Annotated in this window: 21 protein-coding genes and 1 pseudogene; 5 read left to right on the forward strand and 17 right to left on the reverse strand. The window is 52.5% G+C overall.

The genetic code is table 11. The features are described from left to right. Window positions 1–152 precede the first annotated feature (152 nt). From Psch_RS03965 to Psch_RS03985, 5 genes and pseudogenes are all read left to right on the forward strand, one after another. Window positions 153–854, forward strand: a complete 702-nt coding sequence (locus tag Psch_RS03965; protein WP_282432448.1) for a response regulator transcription factor — start codon at window positions 153–155, stop codon at window positions 852–854. A gap of 62 nt (window positions 855–916) precedes the next feature. Then, window positions 917–1,816, forward strand: coding sequence for a phosphate ABC transporter substrate-binding protein (locus Psch_RS03970; protein WP_190239200.1), 900 nt, complete (start codon window positions 917–919; stop codon window positions 1,814–1,816). A gap of 78 nt (window positions 1,817–1,894) precedes the next feature. Beyond that, window positions 1,895–2,782 carry a phosphate ABC transporter permease subunit PstC gene (gene pstC, locus Psch_RS03975; RefSeq protein WP_190239201.1) on the forward strand — a complete coding sequence of 296 codons (888 nt, stop codon included), beginning with the start codon at window positions 1,895–1,897 and terminating at the stop codon, window positions 2,780–2,782. Continuing rightward, window positions 2,779–3,663, forward strand: coding sequence for a phosphate ABC transporter permease PstA (gene pstA, locus Psch_RS03980; RefSeq protein ID WP_190239202.1), 885 nt, complete (start codon window positions 2,779–2,781; stop codon window positions 3,661–3,663). The genes pstC and pstA overlap by 4 nt, the downstream gene beginning before the upstream one ends. Window positions 3,664–3,709: 46 nt before the next feature. Next, window positions 3,710–4,033 (forward strand): annotated as a pseudogene (locus Psch_RS03985) (superoxide dismutase); the annotation flags it as partial. 62 nt (window positions 4,034–4,095) lie between these two features. Here the strand turns inward: Psch_RS03985 and Psch_RS03990 are convergent. From Psch_RS03990 to Psch_RS04070, 17 genes are all read right to left on the reverse strand, one after another. Further along, window positions 4,096–4,653: a UbiX family flavin prenyltransferase gene (locus tag Psch_RS03990; RefSeq protein WP_190239203.1), complete on the reverse strand. Its 558-nt coding sequence runs from the start codon at window positions 4,651–4,653 to the stop codon at window positions 4,096–4,098. A 363-nt stretch (window positions 4,654–5,016) separates the two neighbouring features. Continuing rightward, a complete protein-coding gene (locus Psch_RS03995; protein ID WP_190239204.1) occupies window positions 5,017–5,883 on the reverse strand; it encodes an isocitrate lyase/PEP mutase family protein in 867 nt (288 codons plus the stop codon). Between the two features lie 21 nt (window positions 5,884–5,904). Next, window positions 5,905–7,338, reverse strand: coding sequence for a glutamate mutase L (locus Psch_RS04000; protein ID WP_190239205.1), 1,434 nt, complete (start codon window positions 7,336–7,338; stop codon window positions 5,905–5,907). Window positions 7,339–7,440: 102 nt separating this feature from the next. Further along, a complete protein-coding gene (locus tag Psch_RS04005) occupies window positions 7,441–8,574 on the reverse strand; it encodes a 2-methylaconitate cis-trans isomerase PrpF family protein (protein WP_190239206.1) in 1,134 nt (377 codons plus the stop codon). After that, a complete protein-coding gene (locus Psch_RS04010) occupies window positions 8,567–10,423 on the reverse strand; it encodes a cobalamin-dependent protein (protein WP_190239207.1) in 1,857 nt (618 codons plus the stop codon). The genes Psch_RS04005 and Psch_RS04010 overlap by 8 nt, the downstream gene beginning before the upstream one ends. A gap of 69 nt (window positions 10,424–10,492) precedes the next feature. Continuing rightward, entirely contained in the window at window positions 10,493–11,917 is a 1,425-nt protein-coding gene (locus Psch_RS04015; RefSeq protein ID WP_243123944.1) for an L-serine ammonia-lyase, iron-sulfur-dependent, subunit alpha, read from the reverse strand. A gap of 23 nt (window positions 11,918–11,940) precedes the next feature. Next, a complete protein-coding gene (locus tag Psch_RS04020; RefSeq protein ID WP_190239208.1) occupies window positions 11,941–12,831 on the reverse strand; it encodes an NAD(P)-dependent oxidoreductase in 891 nt (296 codons plus the stop codon). A gap of 15 nt (window positions 12,832–12,846) precedes the next feature. After that, the gene (locus Psch_RS04025; protein WP_206663719.1) at window positions 12,847–13,425 is read right to left on the reverse strand and encodes an amino acid synthesis family protein; all 579 of its coding nucleotides are present in this window, start codon (window positions 13,423–13,425) and stop codon (window positions 12,847–12,849) included. 16 nt (window positions 13,426–13,441) lie between these two features. Continuing rightward, the gene (locus Psch_RS04030; RefSeq protein WP_190239209.1) at window positions 13,442–14,281 is read right to left on the reverse strand and encodes a UPF0280 family protein; all 840 of its coding nucleotides are present in this window, start codon (window positions 14,279–14,281) and stop codon (window positions 13,442–13,444) included. A 2-nt stretch (window positions 14,282–14,283) separates the two neighbouring features. Continuing rightward, on the reverse strand, window positions 14,284–15,780 hold the full coding sequence (locus tag Psch_RS04035; protein WP_190239210.1) for a DUF362 domain-containing protein: 1,497 nt from the start codon (window positions 15,778–15,780) through the stop codon (window positions 14,284–14,286). Window positions 15,781–15,817: 37 nt separating this feature from the next. Beyond that, entirely contained in the window at window positions 15,818–16,978 is a 1,161-nt protein-coding gene (locus tag Psch_RS04040; protein ID WP_190239211.1) for an amidohydrolase family protein, read from the reverse strand. 22 nt (window positions 16,979–17,000) lie between these two features. Further along, the gene (locus Psch_RS04045) at window positions 17,001–18,398 is read right to left on the reverse strand and encodes a UbiD family decarboxylase (RefSeq protein ID WP_190239212.1); all 1,398 of its coding nucleotides are present in this window, start codon (window positions 18,396–18,398) and stop codon (window positions 17,001–17,003) included. Between the two features lie 23 nt (window positions 18,399–18,421). Beyond that, a complete protein-coding gene (locus Psch_RS04050) occupies window positions 18,422–18,649 on the reverse strand; it encodes a hypothetical protein (RefSeq protein ID WP_190239213.1) in 228 nt (75 codons plus the stop codon). A gap of 44 nt (window positions 18,650–18,693) precedes the next feature. Beyond that, the gene (locus Psch_RS04055) at window positions 18,694–19,575 is read right to left on the reverse strand and encodes an MBL fold metallo-hydrolase (RefSeq protein ID WP_243124028.1); all 882 of its coding nucleotides are present in this window, start codon (window positions 19,573–19,575) and stop codon (window positions 18,694–18,696) included. 178 nt (window positions 19,576–19,753) lie between these two features. Beyond that, a complete protein-coding gene (locus Psch_RS04060; protein WP_190239215.1) occupies window positions 19,754–20,770 on the reverse strand; it encodes a TAXI family TRAP transporter solute-binding subunit in 1,017 nt (338 codons plus the stop codon). Between the two features lie 99 nt (window positions 20,771–20,869). Beyond that, window positions 20,870–22,768 carry a TRAP transporter permease gene (locus Psch_RS04065; RefSeq protein ID WP_190239216.1) on the reverse strand — a complete coding sequence of 633 codons (1,899 nt, stop codon included), beginning with the start codon at window positions 22,766–22,768 and terminating at the stop codon, window positions 20,870–20,872. Then, window positions 22,762–25,047 carry a xanthine dehydrogenase family protein molybdopterin-binding subunit gene (locus tag Psch_RS04070; protein WP_190239217.1) on the reverse strand — a complete coding sequence of 762 codons (2,286 nt, stop codon included), beginning with the start codon at window positions 25,045–25,047 and terminating at the stop codon, window positions 22,762–22,764. The genes Psch_RS04065 and Psch_RS04070 overlap by 7 nt, the downstream gene beginning before the upstream one ends. Window positions 25,048–25,404 lie beyond the last annotated feature (357 nt).

The raw sequence follows: 25,404 nt of genomic DNA on the forward strand, positions 1-25,404 counted from the left end.
GCAGTCTAAATCCTGTTCCCGCCGGCGCAACAGAGAATAAAACAACAGTACAAGTTTAACATGAAATTAATGTATTTATAATCAACAGTTAATCGAAGGTAATATTCTTTTAACTCAACTGCTTTAAAGTATTGATTGAGGTGGTGATGGAGCTGCCGCTAATCCTGGTTGTAGACGACGAAACCAACATTCTTGAACTTTTAAAGTTCAACCTGGTTAAAAACGGCTACCAGGTGGTCGGCCTGACCAATGGCCTAGATGCCATTAAGTTCATGGAAAAAGACAAGCCGGACCTCATCATTCTTGATATCATGCTGCCTTACATGGACGGTTACGAGGTCCTGCGCATCCTCAGGGCCGACCCTGAAACCACCGGTATACCCATAATAATGCTGAGCGCCAAAGACGAAGAAATCGACAAGGTCCTGGGGTTGGAGCTCGGTGCGGATGATTACGTCACCAAGCCGTTTTCACCCCGTGAGATGGTGGCCAGGGTAAAGTCGCACCTCCGCCGGAAGGCCACAGCGTCCCAGAAAATTGAGCAAAACAATGAGATTCAGGTAAAACGGCTGATAATCAAACCGGAAAAGTATGAAGCAAGTATGGATGGAAAAAAACTTGACCTGACCCCCAAAGAATTCGAGCTTTTGCACCTGCTGGCGTTAAACCCCGGCCGCGTTTTTACCAGGGATATCCTGCTCGAGAGAATCTGGGGCTACGATCACTCCAGAGAAACACGCACAGTTGACGTTCACATCCGGTACCTGCGCCAAAAGCTCGAACGGGACCCGGCAAACCCTGAGTATATTGAAACGGTACGGGGAGTTGGTTACCGTTTTCATGAAACAAGCTAAATACGTGGCCGTTAAGCCACTTAAAATATAAACAAACAAAATAATCTTAGGAGGAGATGCATATGCACAACAAGTTAAAGGGACTGGTAGTTGTAATTCTGTGTCTGGGAGTAGTTCTGGCCCTGGCCGGTTGCGGCGGCGGAGGCGACAGCAGCGCCAAACCGGCTGCCGAGAGTAAATTGTCCGGCAATATCACGGCAGTTGGCTCAACTGCTATGCAACCACTGGCGGAACAAGCTGCCACGCAATTTATGGCTAAAAACCCGGACGTGAAAATCGTGGTCCAGGGCGGCGGCAGCGGCACCGGCCTGACTCAAGCCGCACAAGGCGCGGCTCAAATCGGCAACTCCGACATCTTTGCGGAAGAAAAGAGCGGGATCGACGCGTCACAGCTGGTTGACCACCAAATCTGTGTTGTGGGCATGGCGGCGGTCGTAAACCCGTCCTTAAATATCGATAACCTTACCAGACAACAACTTGTGGACATCTTTACAGGCAAAACCACCAACTGGAAAGACGTGGGAGGATCCGACCAAAAAATAGTACTGGTGAACCGCCCGAAGGCCTCCGGAACAAGGGCTACTTTCAAAAAATACGCGCTGGGCGGGGCCGAAGAAGCTGCCGGCATTGAAGAAGACGCTTCCGGCACAGTCCGTAAAATTGTTAAAGATACCCCCGGGGCCATCGGCTACCTGGCGCTGTCCTACCTTGACGGCAGCGTTAAAGCCGTGAGCATTGACGGCGTCGCGCCAAGCAAGGAAAACATCACCACGGGAAAATATCCGGTGTGGGCTTATATGCACAGTTATACCAAGGGCCAGCCGGACACGGCAGTGGAAGCCTTCTTAAGTTACCTGATGACCGACGACGTCCAAAAGACCATCGTCCCCCAGCTCGGCTATATACCGGAAACAGATATGAAAATAACCAGGGACAGCGCCGGCAACATCAAGAACAAATAATATAGAAAACAACACTATAAGCCTGGCGAGCCGGCCCAATCCGGCCCGCCTCCTCAACATTACAGGAGCTTCAGATTTATGAAAATAAACAGTGATATGCTGGGTAAAGTTTTGACCATGGGCGCGGCGCTGCTGGCCATTGTTTCTACCATTGTAATTATCATTTTCATATCCACCAAAGGGCTGTCTACCTTTATCAACACCGGGATCAGTGTCAAAGAATTCCTTTTCTCCACCACCTGGTTTCCCGACCGTGCGGTGGAAGACGGCGGCCCTCAGGTCGGGGTGCTGGCTTTCCTGCTTGGCTCCATTATCGTCTCCCTGCTGGCAGTTTTGGTAAGCGCCCCCTTAAGTATCGCCTGCGCGGTCTTTATTCAGGAAATTGCCCCCTTTTGGGGGCAGCGGCTGCTGCAACCAGCCATTGAAATTCTGGCCGGCATCCCTTCCGTCGTATACGGCTATATCGGCTTAAGCCTCCTGGCGCCTTTTATCCGCAACAACATAGGCGGTCTCGGCTTCAGTGTTTTGGCTGGTTTCCTGGTGCTGTCGGTAATGATCCTGCCGACTATCGTCAGCGTCTCCACCGACACCTTGAGAGCCCTGCCCCAGGAATGGAAAGAAGCGTCTTACGCCCTGGGCTCCACCCGCTGGCAAGCCATCCGCCTGGTGCTGCTCCCGGCAGCCCGCTCCGGCTTGGTTACCGGGATAGTCCTGGGGCTGGCCCGCGCCTTCGGCGAAGCCCTGGCCGTCCAGATGGTTATCGGCAATACCAGAAAAATTCCGTCTTCGATTCTGGATCCCGTAATCACACTCACCAGCGCCATCACTATGGACATGGGCAACACCCCCATGGGCTCCCTTTGGAATAACGCACTGTGGACAATGGGACTGCTGCTGCTCTTAATTTCCTGCTGTTTTATCCTGATTGTCAGATTTGTAGCGCGAAGAGGAGGAATCACTTCATGAGCGCACGCCTGGCTGATAAGGTTGCCACAATTGTATTCTGGGCATGCGCCCTGATGGTGATCGTAATATTGGGGTCAATGATCGGGTACATTCTGTACCACGGTGGAAAATCAATCGACTGGGACTTCTTAACTAAACCACCCCAGGTCATCCAGGCTGGGGGCGGCATCGGCCCGCAGATTTTCAACTCCTTTTACCTGCTGGTACTTTCGATGTTGTTCACCATTCCCATTGGCCTACTGGGCGGGGTTTACCTGGCTGAATATGCCCGCAACAGCCGGCTGACCGAAATCATCCGTCTCTGCATTGAGACGCTCAACTCGTTGCCTTCTATTGTCGTAGGACTTTTTGGGCTCCTTGTTTTTGTCAATATGACCGGTTGGGGTTATTCTCTTATGTCCGGCGCGCTGGCACTGACCGTAATTAACCTGCCGCTCATGGTCCGTTTCACTGAGGAAGCCGTACAGGGCGTGCCGGACAGCTTGCGGGAAGCCAGTGTAGCCTTGGGCGCCAACCGCTGGCAAACCATTATTAAAGTCGTGCTGCCCTGTGCTTTTCCCGGTCTGGTCAGCGGCGCCATAATTACCTCCGGACGGGTGTTTGGCGAGGCCGCGGCGCTTCTATTCACTGCCGGCATGTCCAGCCCGGCCCTTGACTTCAGCCAGTGGAACATATTCAACTCCAGTTCGCCTCTGAATCCTTTCCGCCCGGCTGAGACCCTGGCCGTTCACATCTGGAAAGTGAATACCGAGGGACTTATTCCAGACCTGCGCAGGGTAGCTGACGGGTCCGCAGCAGTGCTGATCCTGATCGTGCTGGGCTTTAACCTGTCTGCTCGCTGGCTGGGACGCAAAATTTACCGGCACATGACAGCGACCTAAAATACACGCTAAAACCTTAATACAGAAATAGTCTCTAATCAATGGCTCCTTTGGAAGTTTTTCCCTTTTTAAAGAGCAATTTACCAATGCTGCAACAGACGTAGAGGCTTCCGGCTGGGCAATTTTAGTCTGGCAGCCTGCCTGGAACCGGCTTGAAATACTGACTGCTGAGAAACATCAACATTTGACCCAATGGGGCGGTATTCCCGTACTGGTGTTAGATGTATGGGAACACGCCTATTACGTGGATTACCAGTACCGGCGTCCCGATTACGTCAAAGCCTGGTGGAGCATCGTAAACTGGCGCGAACTGGAAAGGAGACTTCTGTTAGCAAATCAGGGACAATTACCGTTAACTCTTTCAACATAGTGACGGTCCGTTGGCAGATGAAAACTTAGACTGGTCTGGTCCCCAGGCAAGGTTGATATGATTTATTTATTACCCCAGCGGTGAAATAACATGTTTTCCACACCAATCAGTTCCAGTGCCCGCCCGGCTGAATGGTTGACGATCTCCTGAACAGTTTCCGGACGATGGTAGAAGGCAGGCATGGGCGGCATGATCACTACCCCGATACGTGACAGTTTTAGCATATTTTCAAGGTGAATAGGGCTCAAGGGAGCTTCTCTCGGCAACAGAACCAGTCTGCGTCTTTCTTTAATAGCGACATCCGCAGCCCGGGAGATCAGGTTATCCGAATAACCGGACGCAATAGCAGCAAGGGTTTTCATACTGCAGGGAGCAATAATCATGCCCTGGTGGTTAAAGGAACCACTGGAGACAACTGCAGCCATATCGTCTTCCGGATAGCAACAGTGGGCCAGTTCCATTACCTGCTCTACCGTATAGTCAGTTTCAAGTTCAATAGTACGTCTGGCCCAGCGGCTTAAAATGAGATGTCCTTCAATTTGACACTGCCTCAAATATTTTAGAACAGTTATCCCGTAAACAGCCCCGGAGGCTCCGGAAATTCCAACTACAACTCTCAAAAAAACACTCTCCCTTTAAATTTAGTTTGAAGCAACGATTAAATATGCTGAAAATGCAGGTGCGAATTCATTGGCACAAATGCAACATTGGCTGCCACAAGTTCGGCGCTGGCGCGCCGTGTGCGATTAAAATCGCACCTGCATCGCCGGCATTTTCATCATACGTAGCGCCATAATAGCGGCGTGTGGAACTACCCGGTTAAGATTTAGAATAAGAAGGTGCTGTTGCCAGGAAAGAACTTGCTGACAAAAAACAGCACCAGGAAAATATAAATAAACGGGTCTAAGCCGACGACAAATTGATACCGCGGGGCAAGTATCTATTGCTTACACCAAATAAGGCTTGTCTATTTCTCTTGGGAACTAACCTAAAACAAATTTATTTTCCAATTCACGGATCTCCGCCAGGCCGATAAGTTTATTAAACTCGGTAAAGGAAATCATCTGTCTCAAAATATTTTGTGTCGTACCTGTTTTCCTTAATTCTTCCATCAAATTTTTCACAGCCTGAGCTGTTATGTAAGTCGAGGAAGTCGGGAATATAACAATATGATAGCCCAAATATTCCAACTCCTGAGCAGGCAGGAGCGGCGTCCGGCCCCCTTCAACCATATTCGCCAAAACCGGAACCTTGAAGGTTGATGTAATCTCTTTCATTTCATCAACAGTCTCCGGCGACTCAATAAACACCACATCAGCCCCGGCTTCTTCATAAGCCCTGCCGCGGCGAATCGCCTCCTCAATCCCCAATACAGTCCTGGCATCGGTGCGGGCAATGATAACAAGATCCGGGTTTTGGCGAGCCTCCGCAGCCGCCTTGATTTTGCCGACCATTTCTTCTATTGAAACGACTTGACGCCCCGTCATGTGTCCGCATTTTTTTGGCGCAACCTGGTCTTCCAATTGAATTGCCGCTACGCCGGCCTTTTCATATAAGCGCACAGTGCGCATTACATTGACGGCGTTGCCGAAACCGGTGTCCCCGTCAGCAATAACCGGAATATCAAGGGCACTGGCAAAATTGGCAGCCCGCTCCACCATCTCGGTCATGGTTAACAGCCCCACATCAGGCATACCCAGATGGCTGGCCGCCTGACCGTAACCGGTCATATAAACGGCTTGAAAACCGGCTTTTTCAATAATCTTTCCTGTTAATACATCGTGGGCTCCAGGAGCAACCAGTATTTCCCTGGCTGCAAGTAGTTGTCTTAATAGTTTCCCTTTACTCATAGTTGTGACTCCTCTTGACCATTAAATTTTTATTTGCAGATTATTAAGGACCAGGCTCAGGGCATCGGCAGGGCACTCTTGGGCCAGAACGCCAACGGCATAAAGTAAATAATTTTTATCAATAAAAAAAATTGGTTCTTCCGGTAACAGGGAAATCCCGGGATCAGCAAAAGCTTTATTGAGAATCTCATAAACCTTTTCCGGTGGGGAATGGGTAAAAATACCGCCAACCCCAATAACAGACTTAACTTTGCGTAAATCCCGCCCTATCGGAGTACCGGGCACTATCCCCAGGACCGGATCAAAACTCTGGGACAAATATCCGGCGTGCCGTTTAACCGCTATTTCAATAGCAGTGATGGCCATAGCCTCGTCAAAGAGCTTCTCCTTCTCCGTAACGCTGATATGTTCCGGCTCTTTTTCCAGGTAATTGGCGTAAGCCTGAATTTCCCTCGCCAGCTCTTCTCCTTGCAGGCCCACCTTGGCCAGAACCCGGCCGACGCCGGCGGTTTCTATGATACCAGTGGCGCTAACCCGCAAACCCAGGTTGCCCTCCACTGTCCGGTAAGAAACCTGCTTTTCGTTTAATACAACCAGCCCTTTTTCTTCAATTGTTAAATCAGCTAAATCAGGTAAAACCGAGTGGACGTCAGTCGTAGCCCCGCCAATATCAATCACCAGCACACTTCCCAGACCCTCTTGTTCCGGGGCGCCAACCGCTAAAAGTTCGGTCCCCAGCAAAACAGCTCCGGGGGTTGGCATTACCCTGGCGTCGGAGACAATCTCCAATAACTCCCCCAACCCTTTTGCATGGGTAATTTGCTTGATAAACTCCCGGTGGATGGCCTCCCGGGCAGGTTTGACTTTGAGTTCGTGAATCGTCGGCATCACATTCGGCACTCTGACGGTTCCAATTCCTGCAGCTTGAAGATCTTTTTCCACTTGGGGCTGGGCCTCAATATTACCGGCGATAATCACTACTCCCCGGGTCCTGCTTTTTACGATCACCCCGGTATTTTCAAGAAGGGATTCCGCGTCACCGCCATCAGTGCCGCCCGCCAGGAGGATAATGTCGGGCCTTATTTCCTTAAGGACCTGGATCCGGAAATCCAGCGGAGTCTCATGGGATATAACCTCCAGCACCCTGGCCCCGGCGCTCATTGCCACCTCTTTGGCCGCCTTGGCGGTAACCCGCGGCATGTAACCCAGCGCTGCCATACGCAATCCCCCGGCAGCCGAGCTGGCCGCCAGCGTTTTGACAGAGCTGATGTCCGTGCAGCCCATTTGTTGCGTCAGGTTCTGACGGGCGTTGAGCAAGCCTGTTTCAATATTCTCTATTGTCGTCGGCGCCTGAGAACGACCGGCAAAAACCAACGCTTTACCCTTGCGGATAAAAGCAGATACCTTGGTATAGGTGCTTCCCACATCATAAACTAGCAGATCAACCTGTGCCATCAAGTTCCCCCTTAAGACAGCTGTAAAGTTGAATCAGTCTATTGTCATGTCAAAGCTTGGATATGAATTGGACATCCCTGATGAGCTGAATTTATAGGCTAGTTAAAGGTACACGTAACCGTCCATGATCCGGCGCGCCGTACGTCCAAAGGCCGCCCTCTCCAACCGTACCTCATGACCTTCTGCCTGGACTTCAACCTCAATATCAATAACTCCGGCCGGATGGCCAATCCGGACCAGAGAGGATGGCATTCCAGCCATTTCGTTGACAATTGTTCCCGGGATCCTGGCTGCCACCCCTGTACAGGTGGCGCCGGTACCGGCGTAGGTCTTGTGCATAACCTGCATATACATCAGCCTTGACACCAAATCAACCTGACCGGCTTTGATTTTGTTGCCGGTCGTAAAAGCAACGTAATCCTGGGGCCCGCTGACGAACGCAATCATCGGAAAAGCGGGAGAGCGTTGTAATGCGTCCGCCTCATTTTTGGCCATGCCAATAATGACGGCAGTCTTGCCACGGATCTGTTCCAGAAGCGCCAACATCTTTTTGTCACCGTTAATCTCAGACGGGGTTTCAATACCGGTCAGCCCCAAATCACCGGCCCGTACAAAAACCATCGGATTGGCCACATCCACAATGGATGCTTCCAACTTGCCGAACCCGGCAATATCCAGGACATCAACCAGGTTGCCGGTAGGTAAAATTTTACCGGTAGCAGCGCCCGCTGTTCCCGCAAAATCCATCATTATTTTGGCGCCGGCGCCGGGGACCCCGTCGATTTTGTAATCACCCGCCACCATGGCTTTGCCGTTACGCACAGGGACTTCGGCAACCAGAATTTTTCCGGTGTTGGTGTTGTTGATGCGCACCCTGGTGACCGGTTCTACAGCCCTTACCAGACCTTCATCAATAGCGAAGGGGCCGACTCCCGAGGATATATTGCCACAATTCCCGGAGTAATCTACCAGCGGATCTGTAATACCGACCTGTCCAAAGGTATAGTCCACGTCGGCATCCGGGCGGGAAGGCGGCCCGATAATCGCTACCTTGCTGGTTAAAGGATCGGCTCCGCCCAATCCGTCAATCTGCCGCACATCCGGACTACCAAAAATTTCCATGATTTTCCGGTCCCTTTCCCGCGGGTCATCCGGCAAATCATTTTCCTTTAAAAATATACCTTTGCTGGTGCCAGCCCGCAAAATAGCGCAGCTAATCCTCCGTATATCAGACATTTTCATTCTCCCTCTTGCTTAAATAGTCGGAAACCCACTTGACAACATCCTGTGGGTTGGTTCCGGGACCAAAGAAACCATCTATACCTAAGAAACCCGTCCCTTTTGTTTTTATTTTTTCTTCGAATAAAGCATGTTCCTCTTCCTTTTCAGCAATGCGTCCGCCGCCCATGACCAGCACCTTATCCCTGATTTCCAGTTCTTTTAGGCGCCGGTCCAGCCTGGGAAACAAGCTGAGCCCCAATCCTAAAAGGTTGCTCACGCCGACCACATCCGCTTTAGTCTCGGCAGCCACCTCAGCTACCGTTTCGGGTAAATTCATGCCCCGTAAAAATATGACTTCATAACCGGACTGTTCAAACACTTCCCGGATAATATTGATACCAACCACGTGGGCGTCTGCCCCAACTGTGGCTAAAAGCACCTTTCCCTTTTGAGTAACCTCGGGTTTAGCTTCCACAGCAACTTTTTCTCCGGTAAAGGAAAGTCTCTGTGGAGAAATGTTCACCGGGCCGTAACCAGGCACATAACGGCGAATACCATCTTTTCCACGGTGCGTCCGCACCCCTCGCTTCAGGTCCCAACCACCCGCTCTGGGGGCATCCAGGACGCCCTTTTTACCGGCGGAAACAATCCTGTCGATCAGCTCCTCGGCCCCGTACTTCAACCATAAACCGGGGCAGATTTCCTCCGGAGACAACTCTCCGGGCAGTTCAAGGGCGGCCGCCAGCACAGCCAATGCCTCGGTGATAATCTCAGTCTGCCTGCGTTCTATGAAAGGCTCGCTGATTTCGTACGACGCTGTGTTTTCAAAAACATTTTGGGTGGCCCAAATCGCTTTGGCCATCGAAGAGCCGGTCGGAATACCTACGTTTTCTGCAGCTTTAGGCCGGTAAAAGTTCGCTCCTCCCAGCTTGGCGCTGATGGCCATCCGGGCAAAGTGGGCTTGCTCGGCAATCAGGTCGGCCGGCGGGTTCTGGAAGGTCTCGGGCACTACAACCAGCGACTCGCTCCACATAACCTGTCTGAAGGCCCGCATCAAGGCAAGGTCGGCCAAAAGATTAATCCCCGCCACATTAATCTGAAGCGCGCTAAGGGCGCATGGCAGACCGGCATGGATGGCCAGGCCCTCGGACAATAGACACATGGCTAAAGCCATGCCGTCGGTTCCGCCGATATTGACAAGGTGCTTGTGGGAATCAGTTTGCACGAAAATATTGTTGTCCGCGCATACCTGAAGCGCTTTATAGCCGTTTAGTACTTTGGTCCTGTAGTCATGAATACCGCGGCCCCCAAAATGGACATGGATAACCGGGCCTATATCGGTACCGTCAAATCCGGCAATGAATGAATTGATGATCGACAGATGCGGCGTATCCCCCGTGGCGTTGATCCGCATCGGGTGCTTCGAGCCTCCGCCAAGCCGGACCAATTTCCGCTCCCCGGACGGCGTAATGCCGCCTTTCCCCCTGGACTGCTCAATTAACTCCGCCCCGTCCAGGGGATCAATATGGCGGGTGGCTTCCGAATGGACAAAATGAAACAGGGTTATGCCGAGCTCCCCGGCCGTTTTATACATTTCCAGGGACTCTTTATATGTTTCTTCTCCGGAATTACGGCCCAGGATCGGATTCTGGACGGGGATTCCGGTCATAGCCGCCCGCCTGCCCAATTCTGTAATCCGGTAACCACTGCGTTCCACCCCGCTGACAACGCGGGGATACGGCTTTGGTAAACCGCTAACCGAGCCGTCCAGGCCGATCCTGGGCATCTCCACGCCAAATACTTTTTCGTATGCCTGAACCCTCTCATAGTCATCCAGGATGATTTTTTTAGTTCTTTCCTGCATTATCTCCGCCTCCCAAGAAAATGGCAATCAAGTGGCTCTGTATGGAAGTGCATTAATCCAATGTAAAGCCTAGTCAACTAACACAATTCCCAACCGCCTGGCTGCTTTCCGCGCCTCCTGCAGGGACGGGCTCGCGTTTTTCAGCGTCAGGCGGGCGCCGCCCCTGTTAAGGGTCTCCACCATTGCATTCTGCCCGGCAGCAAGTACAGTAACCCGTTGCATCTGGGGTTCATCCACCTGCAGGATTTCCACATTTATTTTCATTTCTCGAACCTTCTGCATAATCTTCCGGTAGGCCGCGCTGTCATCGGTGCCTACCCCTAAGACCGCCCCCATTAAAATTCCGGGAACGTTAATGCCGCGGCGGGCAAACAATTCAGGATACAACTCAATTTTTACGCCTTTGATTTCACCTTTGGCCAAGACATGGGCAATCCGAGCGGCATTTGTGGGCGAACCCACAGCCTGGCTGCTGCCTCCAACCACGGCCTCGCCAAAAGGTTTGACAATGGAATTTGCTTTTTCCGCTAAAGCACGGGCCTCATGCAAAGCATAAGCCATGGTATCTTTAATTGTTTGCTGTTCCTGTTCTTTAATCTGGCCGTTTACATAGTAATCAACATCAAGATTTGTCTTAAAAAATGGCTGCATGTATTTAATCACTACCGGTACTATGTGTTGAGCCGATACGGGATGAACCGCCGCCGCCATGGCGATCATCACGTCAACCGGCACGTTGACCGGAATGTTGGTATGCAGGGCCAGGTTAGCAGCCAGGTTGCCGATAAGCACTCCTCCGCCGATATGAGTGGCGCAAAGTCCCGCAACCGTTACCCGGGGAGTACACGGATTACCGATGGTGGGAGACAGGGCCAGGACCACCGCTTTAGCCATGGCCTGGGGAGAGCCTTTACGGAGTTCCACCAGGGTTGCCGCGGCAGCAGCCGCCCCGGCGCCAAAGCCTTCCATATTGCAGCCGGTTGAAGTCTTACCGGCCCGGAAAATGGTGCCCACTTTGAGCATGACAGCTACCGCTCTGGCCAGTTCTTCCTTATCCTCAACAGTTTCTTTCAAGGCCTTGAACAACCCGGTATAGGTACACGAATCTCCTGTTCCGGCACAGGGCTGCAGGCCGCATGAATGGTTACCCACCTGAGCGGCCAGAGTATAAACTAAAATTCTATTGATCAAATCATCTTCAATTAAGCGTCTGGCAAAGTTTTGCTCTGCCAGTTCTTTGGCTACTTTACCGAATAAAAAGCTTGAGCCGGAGGTAATACCGACTTCAGCAGCATAAAGATTATGAGCAAAAGCGTTTATCACAGCATTCAATACTTCTTGTTTTGTCATGGAATTCCGGAACATGGCCTCCGCCAGGACAACCTCGCTCACGGGCAGATCCAGTTCAGAGGCAATCTCAATAGTCTCGCCAAAGGTTAGACTGCCAATCCGGTACCTTTTTTTTTCAACTAGCTCCAGGATCTTATCCAACACCAATCACCTTCCGGTTAAGCGCTCTATAACCTTACTTCAATACCCAACAATTCCTCCAGCGGTTTAATCACGGCACAGATATCTTCCCGGCCCAGCCCGGCGGCCCGTGCCTGTTCAAAGATCTGTTGAACCGTGCAGGTCAAAAGCATCGGGACCTTAAGCTCTTTTGCTGTTTGAATCGCTAATTCCAGATCCTTGTACTGCAGATCGACGGTAAATCCGGGAGCAAAATTTCCTTTGAAGATAAAATGCGGCATTTTTGCCGCGAGAGCATAGCTATCGCCAGAACTAGCTCTAATTACGTCAAACAACGTCTGAGGATTTAATCCTAATTTTGTTCCCAGGACGAATCCCTCGGCCGCCGCCGCCATATTGACAGCCAGCAAAAGGTTGTTGACAAGCTTGACGGCGTCACCGGCCCCCACGTCACCCACATGGTAAATCTTCTTGCCGATAACCTCCAGCAAAGGGCGGAAACGATTCACCGTTTCCGGCGCTCCTCCCACCATGATGGTAAGGGCGCCCTCAGTCGCGCCTTTCACACCGCCGCTTACCGGCGCATCCAAGTAATTTAACTGCCGCTTGGAGGCGATTTCGGCCATTTTCCGGCTGAAGCCGGGCGCTACACTGGACATGTCGATAACTGTCGAACCGGGCTTTGCCCCGGCAAAAAAACCCTGTTCGCCTAGAAGCACTTCTTCAACAATGGGTCCGTTCGGCAGCATGGTAATCAACACATCCACCTGTCCGGCCAGCTCCTTCGGTGTGGCGGCTCTCACAGCCCCTAAAGCAACCAGTTCCTGTACCACTTTTTTATTTACGTGGGGATTGACAATCAGGCTGTATCCGCCACGCAGTATATTTATAGCCATCGGTTTACCCATGGCGCCAAGTCCGATAAAACCTACCCTCACCGTTTTTCCCCCTTACTACCTAAGCCCGTCTTCGCCTTTTACTTCCTCCCTCTGCAATCCGCCGATACGCGCGTGGGGGCGTCCGGCATCCGTCACGACCAGAGCAACCAGTATTTCGTTACTCCGCGGGGCGTCGGCCAGCCTGACTTCCATCGCGTCATAGTGGGTACGTACAAAAGCCGCGTCTTTATAGTGAACCGGTACATCCAAAGACGTCCCTATTCCACCAAGCTTTTTGGCGGAAGGAATGATAGCTTTGCCCCCACCGACCTGTTCTCTGAAAGGCTTGCCTAAACGGGGATGAAGGATAGCGGCGGCATGTTCAAGTTCACCGTTTTCACCAACAATAGCGCCCTTGCCATAACTTTGGACATCTTCTTTTTTAATTCCTAAAGCGCTCACGGCACGTTCGGCCAGCAACGCCCCTAATTGTTCCCCTACGACCATCAATTCGGTCAAATCTTCAATATACCGGCCGGCAAAGGGGTTTTTGATCACAGCAATGGCCGCGGCTTTACGGATTGGCCTGGCAACCTCTTTTTCTCCGTCCTTGTGAGTTTCTTCCACCACAGCGACAATTTTGCGAATCTCCATTTTCAGTCCTCCTTTATTATTTTGGTTGACATAATCCTTCCGGGACCATGGCTACCCCGGTATCCAAAAAGATTACCGCCCCATAAATAACATCTTTGTCAACAAGCTCCTTTGCTTTAGCTAACCCGTTAGCCAGGGCTTTTTCTTTTGTCCCCGGTTTTAAATTTCCCAGGTGAACCGTAACCAGATGACCGGGTATATCCGTGTTGGGATCTATTTTCTCCGCGGGCAATTGAATAATGCCCGGGTCCACGGCAAAGCAATGGTTGGCGACAATGGTGGCGCAGGCGTCTGCAACCCTGGCCGTATGAGCCAAAACAGTCACCGCGCCGGCAATGCCCTTGGTAAAACTGCGCCCTCCCAGACCACTGGTGGCCACCCCGCCGATACAACCCTTGCCTGCCAGGTTAACCACATGAGTAAAGCCGGTTGAGTCGATGCCTGGCGTCAATCCGATCCTGGTCTTTTCTTCATCGCATAACCTTACGGCAATATCACCTCCGTTATTGATCAGAACCTTTGACGCGCCCTTTGCCGCCAGCAGATCCGCAACGATATCGGCAAAGGCTCCGGCTACCGCCGCCATTGGCGTGAGGGTTTCATCACCGGCAACCTCCACTGCCTCCACCATCAACTTCAACGCCAACGGCGCTTCCGCCGGGTCAAGCCTGTTTGCCGTATTTCTTTCCTTAGCCAGGCTTTGCACTTCAGCTAATTCTTTCAGAACTTTGACGGCATAAGCCGCCGCTTGCCGTAACTCGGCGGTCATGGCGCGATCGCCGGCGCTGGCTGCCAGCAACATCTGCATGGGACCGTAATCCAGAAACACCCGGTCATTGGACAAGGTTGTAATCATGCTCATTGTTCCTTCCGAGTCAACACCACTTTTGACTCTTTAAACTCGCTCAGCCTTTTAATGGATTTTATGTGTCCGCCTATTTCTTCGTATTTTTGGCGCGTCATGGTATATTCGACCGGAGCGACGGTAGCCGGCGCAGGCACCCAGGTGAAGGCCTTCGGTACAACTTTTTGCACATCCACCATGAAATTGATGCCGCCGCCCGGAAATACAAAGGCCGGCGCTCCGCCTATGGTTAATCTGGCGGCGCCGTTATGCACCGCCTGGGTTACTTTGATTGGATGCGCCGCCACCCCGGCCCGGGCGCTGCCGCCGGTTCCCCCCGTGTAAAGGGCCGAAACCATAGCTTTTTCGCAGTTGCCGGCAATTAGTTCAATAACTTTCCGCACGTCAGGAGTTATGGGAATTTCTTGCACCGAACCGTCGTTTCGCACCCGGAAAAGAGCAGCTTTTTGGGCTGTAGTTTCAGTAACCAGAATCTTTATTCCCGCCTTTGCCACTGACATATCAACGGATTTTATGGCGACCTCCGGGTTTTCAATACTGGTACCGCCCCAGCCATGTCCAGGTTCACCAAAATAACGGCCGCGGGTGCTCTTTCGCGCATTCGGTATGACCCCGCTCCAGGACATGCCCACCGCCTCGCCGGCCAGGTGTTCGGAAAGGAGCCCCACCACATGATGGTCAAGAATGATGGCTTCATCCACAACTTCTTTCAGGTGGGCCGCAAACATGCCGATGGTGGCGCTGCCGCAGCCGACCCGCATTTTGGTGTCTTCCACCCCGTTGATAACCGGTGGATGGCCGACTTGCAGCTCTAAAGCGCTTCCTTCCTCAACCTTGAGCTTCACCCGCTCGCCGTTGGCAATTTCCACAATGGTACGGGCAACAATGAATCCGTCTTGACCTGTTAGAAGGTTGGCTCCTCCGACCGAAAGCATTTTTGAGCCGTACTCTTCCGTGTCAACCATACCTACTACCTTGCCTTCACGTTTAACCTTGCTGCCCTCTTCTCCAATGTAAAGATTGGTATCGATCTTCACTTTGACGCCGCTGTAACTTAAGGGAGCCTCCGTAACCACCGTGACTACCTCAACCCCGTCAACGGTGTCCTGAACGATGTGCGGCGCCGGCCGGCAGCAGGGATAATTGGTTCCCGCTCCCACCGCGGTAATCAACGGCCCGTCCTGAGACACTTCGGTCACTAATTTCCGGTTGCGCACCAGTTGTCCGTTTACGTTCTGGTAGCGCCGGCAGGCCCCCAGGTAGCCTTCCAGAATTTCGCACTGGACCGGACAAGAGGAACACTTGACCGCTCCCTGTTTTCTTGCGCTTCTGGTCGCTGCCTGAACGGGGCAAACTCTGGTACATATTCCGCAGCTGCTGCAGTTTTCCCTGACAACAGCTTTCTTGTTTTCAATAAAGACGGCTTTATTCGGGCATTCTTTTTGGCAAATCCCGCACCCTTTGCACAACTGCAGATCGATAACAATCATTCTTTTACCCACCTCACTTTGTCATGTGGGAAGATAATTATTTTACCGCGTATTTGCGATTGGGCGGTGGTGTGTTCCGGCTTTTAGTCACTTTGACCACTCCGTCCACCAGCACCATCGCTACCGCCGGCAGATCGCCGGCCGCCAGGGCCGCCAAAGCGTCAGCTCCCACCGAACCCATAGGCGCGTCCATCACTACCAGGTCCGCTTCTTTCCCTGCGGCAATGAGTCCGGTTTCAAGTCCAAAAGTCCTGGCCGTATTTCCGGTGGCCATAGCCACCACCTTTTCCGGCGGCACTTCCGACATAGAGGCAAGAAAACTCATGCTGCGTAAAATACCCAGGGGTATAATACCGGAGCCGGAAGGGGCGTCATTACCCAAAATGACCCTGTCCAGGGCGCCTTTTTCAGCAAGCTTTCGTACTGTAAAATCAGCAATCTTTTGATTGCCGCACTGCACAATTTCCAGGGTTAAGTCCGTATCATTAATTAACTTGTCAATCTCGTCACAGGCTACCGCCGTAGGCCCGCCGTTAACGTGGGAAACAACAGTAGGCTGAACGGCGATAACATCGCCGGCCGTTACTGTGGAGCTCCCCGGAATTGAGGTGCCGCCAGTATGCATGGCCACTTTCATGCCGTATTTTTTGGCCCACTCCACCATCGGCGCTGCATCTTCCGGTTTTTTCACACTGCCCAGGCCGACTTCCCCAACCAGCCAGACGCCTTCTGCGGCCATTTCCGCAAAATCTTTTTCAACCAGACCCTTTTCCAGGATCACAGCCCCGCCGTGGACCTTCAAACCTGACGAATGTAAGTTGGCAAAAGATTTATGCGCCAGGATAGCCAGGGCCTTAGTGCCTGCCGGATCCTTGGGGCGGCCCGGCATGTGGGCTTCACCGGCTGAAATGAAAGTCGTCACCCCCCCGTGCACCGCGCTGTCCAGGTAATCCTGGGTCTTTTGCCGGGGCGTGTAATCACCGAGTACGGGGTGAACGTGGGAATCGATGAGGCCGGGTGTCACGGTCATGCCGCTGACGTCGATGAGCTTGTCCACAACAATATCCTTGAGTATTTCAGCCCCGCCGATACCGGCAATCCTGCCGTCCCGGATTAGGATAGTGTCGTCTTTACGCAAGGGGTTGCTAATGTCCCCTGTGACTAGCGTCCCAATGTTCGTTATCGCAATAGTTGCCATAAGGCATACCTCCTTGGAGGGCTCAATATTTTTTAAATTGGTCAAAAATTTCTTTTCCGATACTGTTAATTACACTTTCGGGTGGCTGCGCCTTCATGGCGTAAGGCTGCCCCACAGGCACGGTGGCGTTTATGATCATAGCGGACCCCGCAATTTCTTCAGAAAGGGACGGATCCAATACCTGGCCCTGGGTCCTCTTGATAATATTGATGTCTTTGTCGGCCTGCACCCTGGTGGACCACGCCCACATGACCTGCTTCAGGTTTCCCGGGTCGATGTCGTCGTCAACCACGATCACGTGCTTGATGAAGTTGCTCAGGCTCATTGCCGCCATGGCCGCCCTGACCGGCTCGCCCTCGGTCTTCTTGTCCATGCTGATAACCATATTTAACGGGCCGCCGGAATCAACCCAGCTGATATCCTTGACAGCCGGCATGATATTCTTCAGGTCGTGGAATATATCGGCCTGGATGGGCATGTGGGCGTACAGGTTTTCCTGGTGCGCCCCGAAAACGCTGATGATGGCGCCACCTTTTCTGGCCGTAACAGCCTTAATCTCCACCAGCCAGGAAATGCGCTGGGGCCCCGAATAGCCGGTAAATTCACCGAAAGGCCCCTCCACCGACCTCCGTTCCGGCAGGATCAGACCTTCCAGTATGATTTCCGCATCCGCAGGAACCAGCAGCTCCCCGCCGAAAGCCTCGGACTCTACCACCCGCAGGCCTTCTCCCAGTACACCTCCCGCCACTTCGTACTCGTCCTGGGATATCTTGGTCAAGCCGGCGCCGGCCATGAAAAACGCCGGGTGGTGGCCCAGCACTAGGGCAATAGGTAAAGCCTCTCCCCTCTGTTCGTATTTTGAAAAAGTGCTCCACAGGTGGCGCGGCGACATCCACAGTCCCAGGTGGTTTCTGTCGATCACCATCGCCCTGTTCCAGGAAATATTGTACCGCCCGCTATCACCGTCCCTGGTGACAACAATCGGCGTCAAGTAAGGTCCTCCGTCCATTTCATTGATCCTGGGGATGGGTAAAACACCGAGCTCCACTTCCTGCTCCCGCCATACCAGCTCCTTGACAGGGGCGCCGGTATGGTTGACACGGACTACGGGTTTGGGGTTCATGGAGCCCTGGTAATATTTTTCCATGATCAATTTTCTTACCGGCTGCTCCACCCCAAGGGCCACGGCCATTTTTTCTATGTTCGAAAAGGCGTTAAACAAAAGTTTAAAAGCTGTGTTTTCCTGTTTTAAGTTGACCAGGTTGTTAAATAAGACCAGGGGATGCCGCTCATCCCTCTCAAACAACTCCATTACGGCCGAAGCCTCATATTTATGGGGCGCCACGAGCGTATCGGTCCGCTTTATCTCATCCGGAAAGGCGGCTTCCAGCTCTTCAAGAAAAGAATTCAGGTCCTTCATTTAAAATTAGCCTCCTTAACCGGTTACTTTTTGGGAATATAGATGATATCCAGCATATTTTCCTCTGTCAGCGGCTTGTTCAGTCTGGCCAGAGTGGTATCCTTTGTGCCCTCGGAGACTTTGACATACTCCTCGTACTGATAGTACTTGTCACATCCGGGGCAATGAATGGGCGCTTTAAGCTCGATTAAGGTATTGTCCCCGTAAAAGAACTTGCCGCACCTGGGGCAATTGAAATTAAACATTTTCATTTTTCTTTAACCTCCTTCCATACCCGCAAATTGCACCCGGTTATTTAAAACTCCAGCTGCGCGCCGGCATTTAAAGGCATAACCTTTTCTTTGAATTCCCGCTGCAAGCGGCACATAGCTTCAAAACCCGTGCAGTGGCCCACAACAAACTTATCAATTTCAAACCTTTTTAAATGTTCGACAGTCAGTGCCAAACGAGCCGCCGAGGCGCCGGACAGATGCAGGCCGCCCACCACAGCGAGTATGTTTTTGGCGCCAAAGCAGCTAACAGCATGCTCGATGGTGTTGATGATCCCCGCATGCCCGCAGCCAGTTACTATAACCAGGCCGGAATCGCTGTGGATGAACAACGCCTGCTCATCTTCAAAGCCATCCCGTACAAATGTCTCTCCATCCCTTATAAAAAAGCTGCCCTCATCCTCTTCCCATGCATGAACCCTGGGGATCGGCCCGGAAAGCGCAACCCTCTCGCTCACAGCCAGTGTTTTCCTGTTAAACTTAAATACCGCGCCGGCTTCTTCCAGCTCCTTCACTGAGAAAGGAACACCGATGTAATTCATCCGGGATCCGTTTTTCCCGTATTTTTCATCAAAAATGCCCGGGTGGCAAAAAACTTCTGTTTTTCCTCTGGACTGCAACAGGGGCAGCAGCGCTCCGGTATGATCCTTGTGGCCGTGGCTAATCACTACCTTTTCGATATTCTCAGCCCTGTGTCCGGATTGCTCGATATTACCCAGCAGGGTGCGTCCCCTTCCGGTATCGTATAGTATTTGCTCTCTCCCGTTGTCAATCAGCACGGCCAGGCCGTGCTCGCCCAGCAGTCCCTGCAAGTTGCCGGGCAAAAACGGAAAGGCCACGCTGTTTTCAACAAGAACCGTAAGCTGGATTTTATTCCCCTGAAGATGCTCAACCCCGGCAGTCGTCATATTCAATTCACCTTCCCTTCTTTTTTTGCCGGCAGTTCAAACGTAAAACCATTTCGAAACTGGGCATGGCCTATTACCAACAGATTGCGGCCGGTCAACCAGCCGCAATCTAAAAAAACCGGCCCGTTACCTTGTCTTTCCCGGCTTATATAACTAACTATACAATGGGCGCCTGCCGCTACTTGATCCAGCCTTGTTCTTTGTAGTACTTCAGGGCGCCGGGATGATAGGGTATGCCCATATCCCTGCCCATTTCCTCTTTTTTAGCCAGAGACATAGCGCTGGCAACTGTGGGATAGCGGTCAAAATTCTCTGCTATGGTCTTGACAATGCTGTAGGCAACGTCGTCGGGCATATCCTCACGGACGATAATGTTGCAGAGGGTTGCGATGCCATTGACAGGGTAATCCACACCTTTATAGGTTCCCGCGGGTATAGTGTAGGGAATTGTGCCTGTATTGGACTTGACTATTTGATCAATCGCGGAGTCTGACAGGGACAATAATTTTATCTGCTTTTGTGAGTTGACGTTTACGATATTGGGCGCCGGACAAATCATCGCGCCGTAAAGAATAGAGTCTATGTGCCCGTCGAGCATTTGCTGGGCTGCCTCGTCAAAACTTATCATCTGGCTCTGAAAGTCATTATAGGTCAAGCCATAGGCGTCCAGTACCCGCTTGGTGTCCTGTTCCACAGCCGAACCTTTTGGCCCGGGGGTTATCCGCTTGCCCTTCAGCTGCTCAATAGAGTTGACGCCTGAATCAGCCAGAACTGTTATATGTGTCGGCTCAGGGAAAAGCGTGGCCAAAATACGGAAATTTTTCAACTCACCTCTCTCCTCAAAAGGCCCTTTGCCTTCCCAGGCATCTCCTGTGGTGGCGGACAGGGAAAAGGCTACCTGCAGTTTCCCTTCGGATACTCCGATAACGTTGGCAAAGCCTCCTATAGGAGAGGTGGAACCACTAATGTTTGGATTGGCCTTGGTCACATCCTCAAGCATGGCCGTCCCGATTACCTGCCAGGCCCCACCAGCGGGAGCTGTTCCCCAGGCAACCTGATATTTCTCCGAATTCGCGCCTGACTGTGCTTTTTGCTCTGTTTCCTGCTGAGCGCCCTGGCCGCCGCATCCGGCCATAAGAAAAATACCCAGCGCTAAAACCGCTATAATGCTATAAATCTTTGTCCTCTTAAACATTTTTAACCTCCCGGCATTATTTAAATTTAACCATCCGACTTCCTCAACACGTACACACAAGCTGGCTTTTAAAACATGGTTATTGATCAACCTCCCTAATTAATATTTATCTCGCTTTGCGCAATCTCTCGCCGGTGCGTAAACTGCAGCCAAAAGGACGCCCGCCATCAGGACCATACCTATGGAACTCAACCACCAGGACGGCACAATTAATAAAATTGCGGCAATCCCGGCTACAATCCGCTCCGGCAAGTTTAAATCACGCTTAAAATAGCCTTCACAGGATACGGCCAGGCAAAATACGCCCATACAAGCGGTAATCACGCTTACAATAACATTACCGGCGGAGCCAAGCAGCAAAAGTGACTGGTCATAAGCAAACATGAAGGGAACGATATAGGCCACCAGCCCCAGACGGGCGGCCACCCAGCCTGTTTTCCAGCCATCGGACCCGGCGATGGCAGACGCGGTATATGATGCGGCGGCTACCGGCGGGGTAATCAGGGACAGGCAGGAATAGTAGAAGGCAAACATATGGGCGGCGATCGGGGGAAGTCCCAGGGCAATCAAGGCGGGAATAACAGTGGCCACCTGGATAATGTACGCCGGGGTGGTAGGCAGCCCCATGCCCAGGAGCATGGCAATCAGCATGGCCAGGAACAAACCGATCAGCAAATTCCCGCCGGCCAGGCTGATAAAGGCGGCGCCAAGCCGCTGGCCCAGCCCGGTCAGGTCCACCGACCCCACGATTATGCCGGCTGTGGCACAGGAAACTATCACCACCAGCATGCCCATGGCGCCGCTTTCCAGGGCGGAGAGGATGGTCGGCAGGTTTAAACGGGTGGACGGACGAAGTTGGCAGGCAACCAGGGCGGTGACGATACCAAGACCGCCGGCCAGCCTGGGTGTGTAGCCGACAAGAAGTAAATAAACCAGGACAAGGATGGGAATAATCATATGTCCGAAATTCTTCATTGTCTCCTTGATGGTCATTTCCGGCTTCGAGCCTGACAGCTTCAGGCGCCTGGCCTCCAAATCCACGGTTACAAAAAGGCTCAGGTAGTAAAGTACGGCCGGGAAAATGGCGTAAATAATGATATCCGAATAAGCAATACCACTGAAAGCGGACATTACAAAGGCGGCCGCGCCCATGATGGGGGGCATGATCTGCCCTCCGGTGGATGACACGGCCTCCACGGCGGCAGCAAAGCTGTCTTTATAGCCCGCCTTCTTCATCATGGGGATGGTCACGCTGCCAATAGTGGCCACGTTGGCCGTCGCGCTGCCTGAAATAGTCCCCATGAGCGAACTGGCCACCACGGCCACCTTGGCCGGCCCGCCTACCGACCGTCCCGAAAAAGCCGAAGCCACGTTGCTGATTAAAAAGCTCCCGCCGCTACGCACCAAAATCGCCCCAAAGATAATAAACAGGGCTATGTCCGTGGCCGACACGCCCAGGGGAATGCCGAAAATGCCGCCCAGGGAAAGATAATTAAAATCCAGGACCGCCGTCCAGTGCGACGGCGTCGAATACAGTACTCCGGGCAGATAAGGAGCCACAAAGGGATATAGCAAAAACACCACACCAATACCGGCTAACCCATTTCCCACAACCCTGCGCGTTGACTCCAATACCAGTATGATGGCTGCTATGGCGAGGATTATTTCATACCAGCTGAGGGAACTGATCATGGTGAAGCGTTCCGCTGTGACCCAGTCATAAAAGGCAAAAAGATAAGCGACTACAGCTGCCAGGGCAATTAACAGCAAAAGGTCAATCCAGCTCACCCCAGCCTTTTTTTCCCCTCTGGAATAGACTAAAAAAACAAGCGCCAAGCCAAGACCCAGGTGGATGGTCCTCTGCGCCAGGACGTCCAGGCAGCCAAACAGGGAGGTGTATATGTGAAAAAGGGACAAAATCACCCCAATGATCGCTCCCACCCTCTGGTAGACCGGCCGGTCATGCCAAAACTCATTCCAGGTAGTTAAAGTTACCAATTTTTTCGGACCTCCGTGTTCTTAGTTCTCAATTCCTTTGTTTTATGGACTATGTCTTCCGGCCTTAACGGCAGGTTAAAAAACTGCGCTCCCACGGCCCGGGAAACGGCGTTGGCAATGGCAGCCGCGACCGAAATGGTGGCAGGCTCCCCTATTCCCACCGCGCCGTAGGGGCCTTTCTGGTCGTTAAGGGGCAGTACAACGCATTCAACCGGCGGGATGTCAAGGGAAGTAAGCAGAAGATAACTGCTGAATCTGGGGTTTAGCACCTTTCCTTCTTTTAATTTTATCTCCTCTGTCAGGGCGTAACCTGCACCCATGGATACCCCCCCTGCCACCTGCCCTTCCAGTAAAATTGGGTTGATGGGCCGGCCGATGTTTAAAACGCTGACAAGTTTTTTTAAATGAACTTTCCCGGTACACGCATCGACGCTTAGCCCGGCCAGTTGCACCCCGTAGGTATAAACGCCATAAGGACTACCCTGACCATTTTCCGGGTCCAGAGATGTTGTCGCATACGTGTGACTTTTGGTGACCTCAAGGTTGATAGCCCGGGCCCGGGTCTCCCTGTATATCTCCCTGAAACCAAGATACCCCCTGGAACTGACCAGCCTGGGTTCCCCTGTGCTGGAATCAAACCGCAGATCTTCCACAGGCACCCCCAAAATGGTTGCCGCCGTCAGGAGCATTAGCCCTCGCCATTCTTCAGCGCCATCCTTGACGGCCTTACCCACTACGGCGGTGAGCCTGGTGCCCGAAGTGGTGCCTGAATCCAGGGTCTGTCTGGTATCGGCTGAGACAAAACTTACCTGGTCTATTTCCAGCCCCAGGCCTTCCGCCGCTATCTGTACCAGAACGGTGCCGGAGCCCTGGCCGATGTCGGGCGATCCTACAGCCACCTGCACCCTGCCGTCCTCCAGGAGACGGAAGGTGGCCACCCCTTCATCCCCCATGCCGGTTCTGCCGTTCCCGTAATAGAAGCAGGCCAATCCCCAGGCCGCTTTTTCCTCCGGATGGCTTGGTGATGGCGGAAAGGCGGCCATTATTTCCCTTGCTTTGAGCAGCCCTTCTTTCAAGCCGGGCTCATGGTCCACCGCCTGACCGGTGGTAAAAATGTCACCTTTTTTCAAAACATTTTTCATCCTTAACTCAACCGGGTCAATACCGAGCTTCCCGGCCAGGCGATCCATCTGTCGCTCACAGGCAAAGGCCACCTGGGGCGTCCCAAAGCCGCGCATGGCCCCGCACACCGGGTTATTGGTCAACACTCCCCATCCTTCCAGCCAGACGTTTGGCACCCGGTACGGCCCCGCCCCATGGATAATCATCCTCTGCATGACCGAAGCGGTATAGTCTACATACCCCCCGGCGTCACCGATTGCCTCCATTCTTACTGCGATGAGCCTTCCCTGGGCGTCTGCCGCGTGGATATACCTTAATACACAGGCATGCCTCTTAGTAGTTGTTTGGATGCTTTCTTCCCTTTCAAGAGTCATTGAAACCGGCCGCCCCGTCTTCCAGCAGAGCAGGGACGCCATACAGTTCAAGGGCAGGTCGGACTTTCCGCCGAAACTCCCCCCGATATAGGCGGCTGTTACTTGCACCCGTTCCAGCGGCCAGCCCAGGATCCTTGCAATCTCCCTGCGGTCCAGGTGAACGCTTTTAGTGGAAGACCAGACCAGAATTCCGTCATCCACAGGTTCGGCCAGCACTGCCTCGGGTTCTAGATAGGCGTGTTCCACCCTCGGGGTGCGGTATTCCCCTCTAACTACCGCGGCTGCCTCCTCTACAGCCGCCGCCCAGTCGCCACGCACCACTTTCTTGTGCCAGCAAAGGTTTCCCTCGGGAGAAATCTTTACAGCACCGTCCCAAAGCCCCTGTTCGGGTGTTTCAATCACCGGCAGCGCCTGGTATTTTACCGCTACCCGGCCCGCCGCCTCCTCCGCCGCTTCCTGTGTTTCGGCCGCCACTACAGCCACTGCCTCTCCCAGGAAACGGACCTTCTCTTCCGCCAGGACAAGCTGGTCCTTGATTCCGGTCATGCCCACATGATTTTCACCGGGAATATCACGTGCGGTCAAAACCGCCTGTACTCCCGGAATATCCAGCGCCGGTCCGGTGTCGATTGACAGGATCAGGGCGTGGGCATAGGGACTGCGAACAGCTTTCCCAAAGAGCATACCGGGCCTTTTCAGATCTCCCGCGTAAAGGGCCTGCCCGGTAACCTTATCGTAAGCGTCGGGCTTGACTATGTTTTTCCCAACCACCCTCAGGGTCATTTCACCATCACCTCTTCTTTGAAAAACCATCAACGCATTTCTCTGAAATGATATTTTTTGCCCGTTCATACTTACTTCCGATCATAGTTGATCGAGCAAACTCATCCGGCTCACCCCCCTTAATTGAGAAAAAAGTACATATTTATTCATTATCATAGTGAAAGGAGCTGTTAACTGCGCCATTGCAGTTCAAGCACGATATCTCCAACTGCTAAGGCCTTATAAACACAAAGAGACCATCATTTCGTTCATTCCAGTCTTGAACGAAATGATAGTCTCCATCGACTAAAAAAAGGTCATCCTTAATTTAAACTTCACTGTTTATGTATAACTCGATCGAACAGTGATCTTTTAACG

It is taken from the genome of Pelotomaculum schinkii (assembly GCF_004369205.1).
Classification (GTDB): Bacteria; Bacillota; Desulfotomaculia; order Desulfotomaculales; family Pelotomaculaceae; genus Pelotomaculum_C; species Pelotomaculum_C schinkii.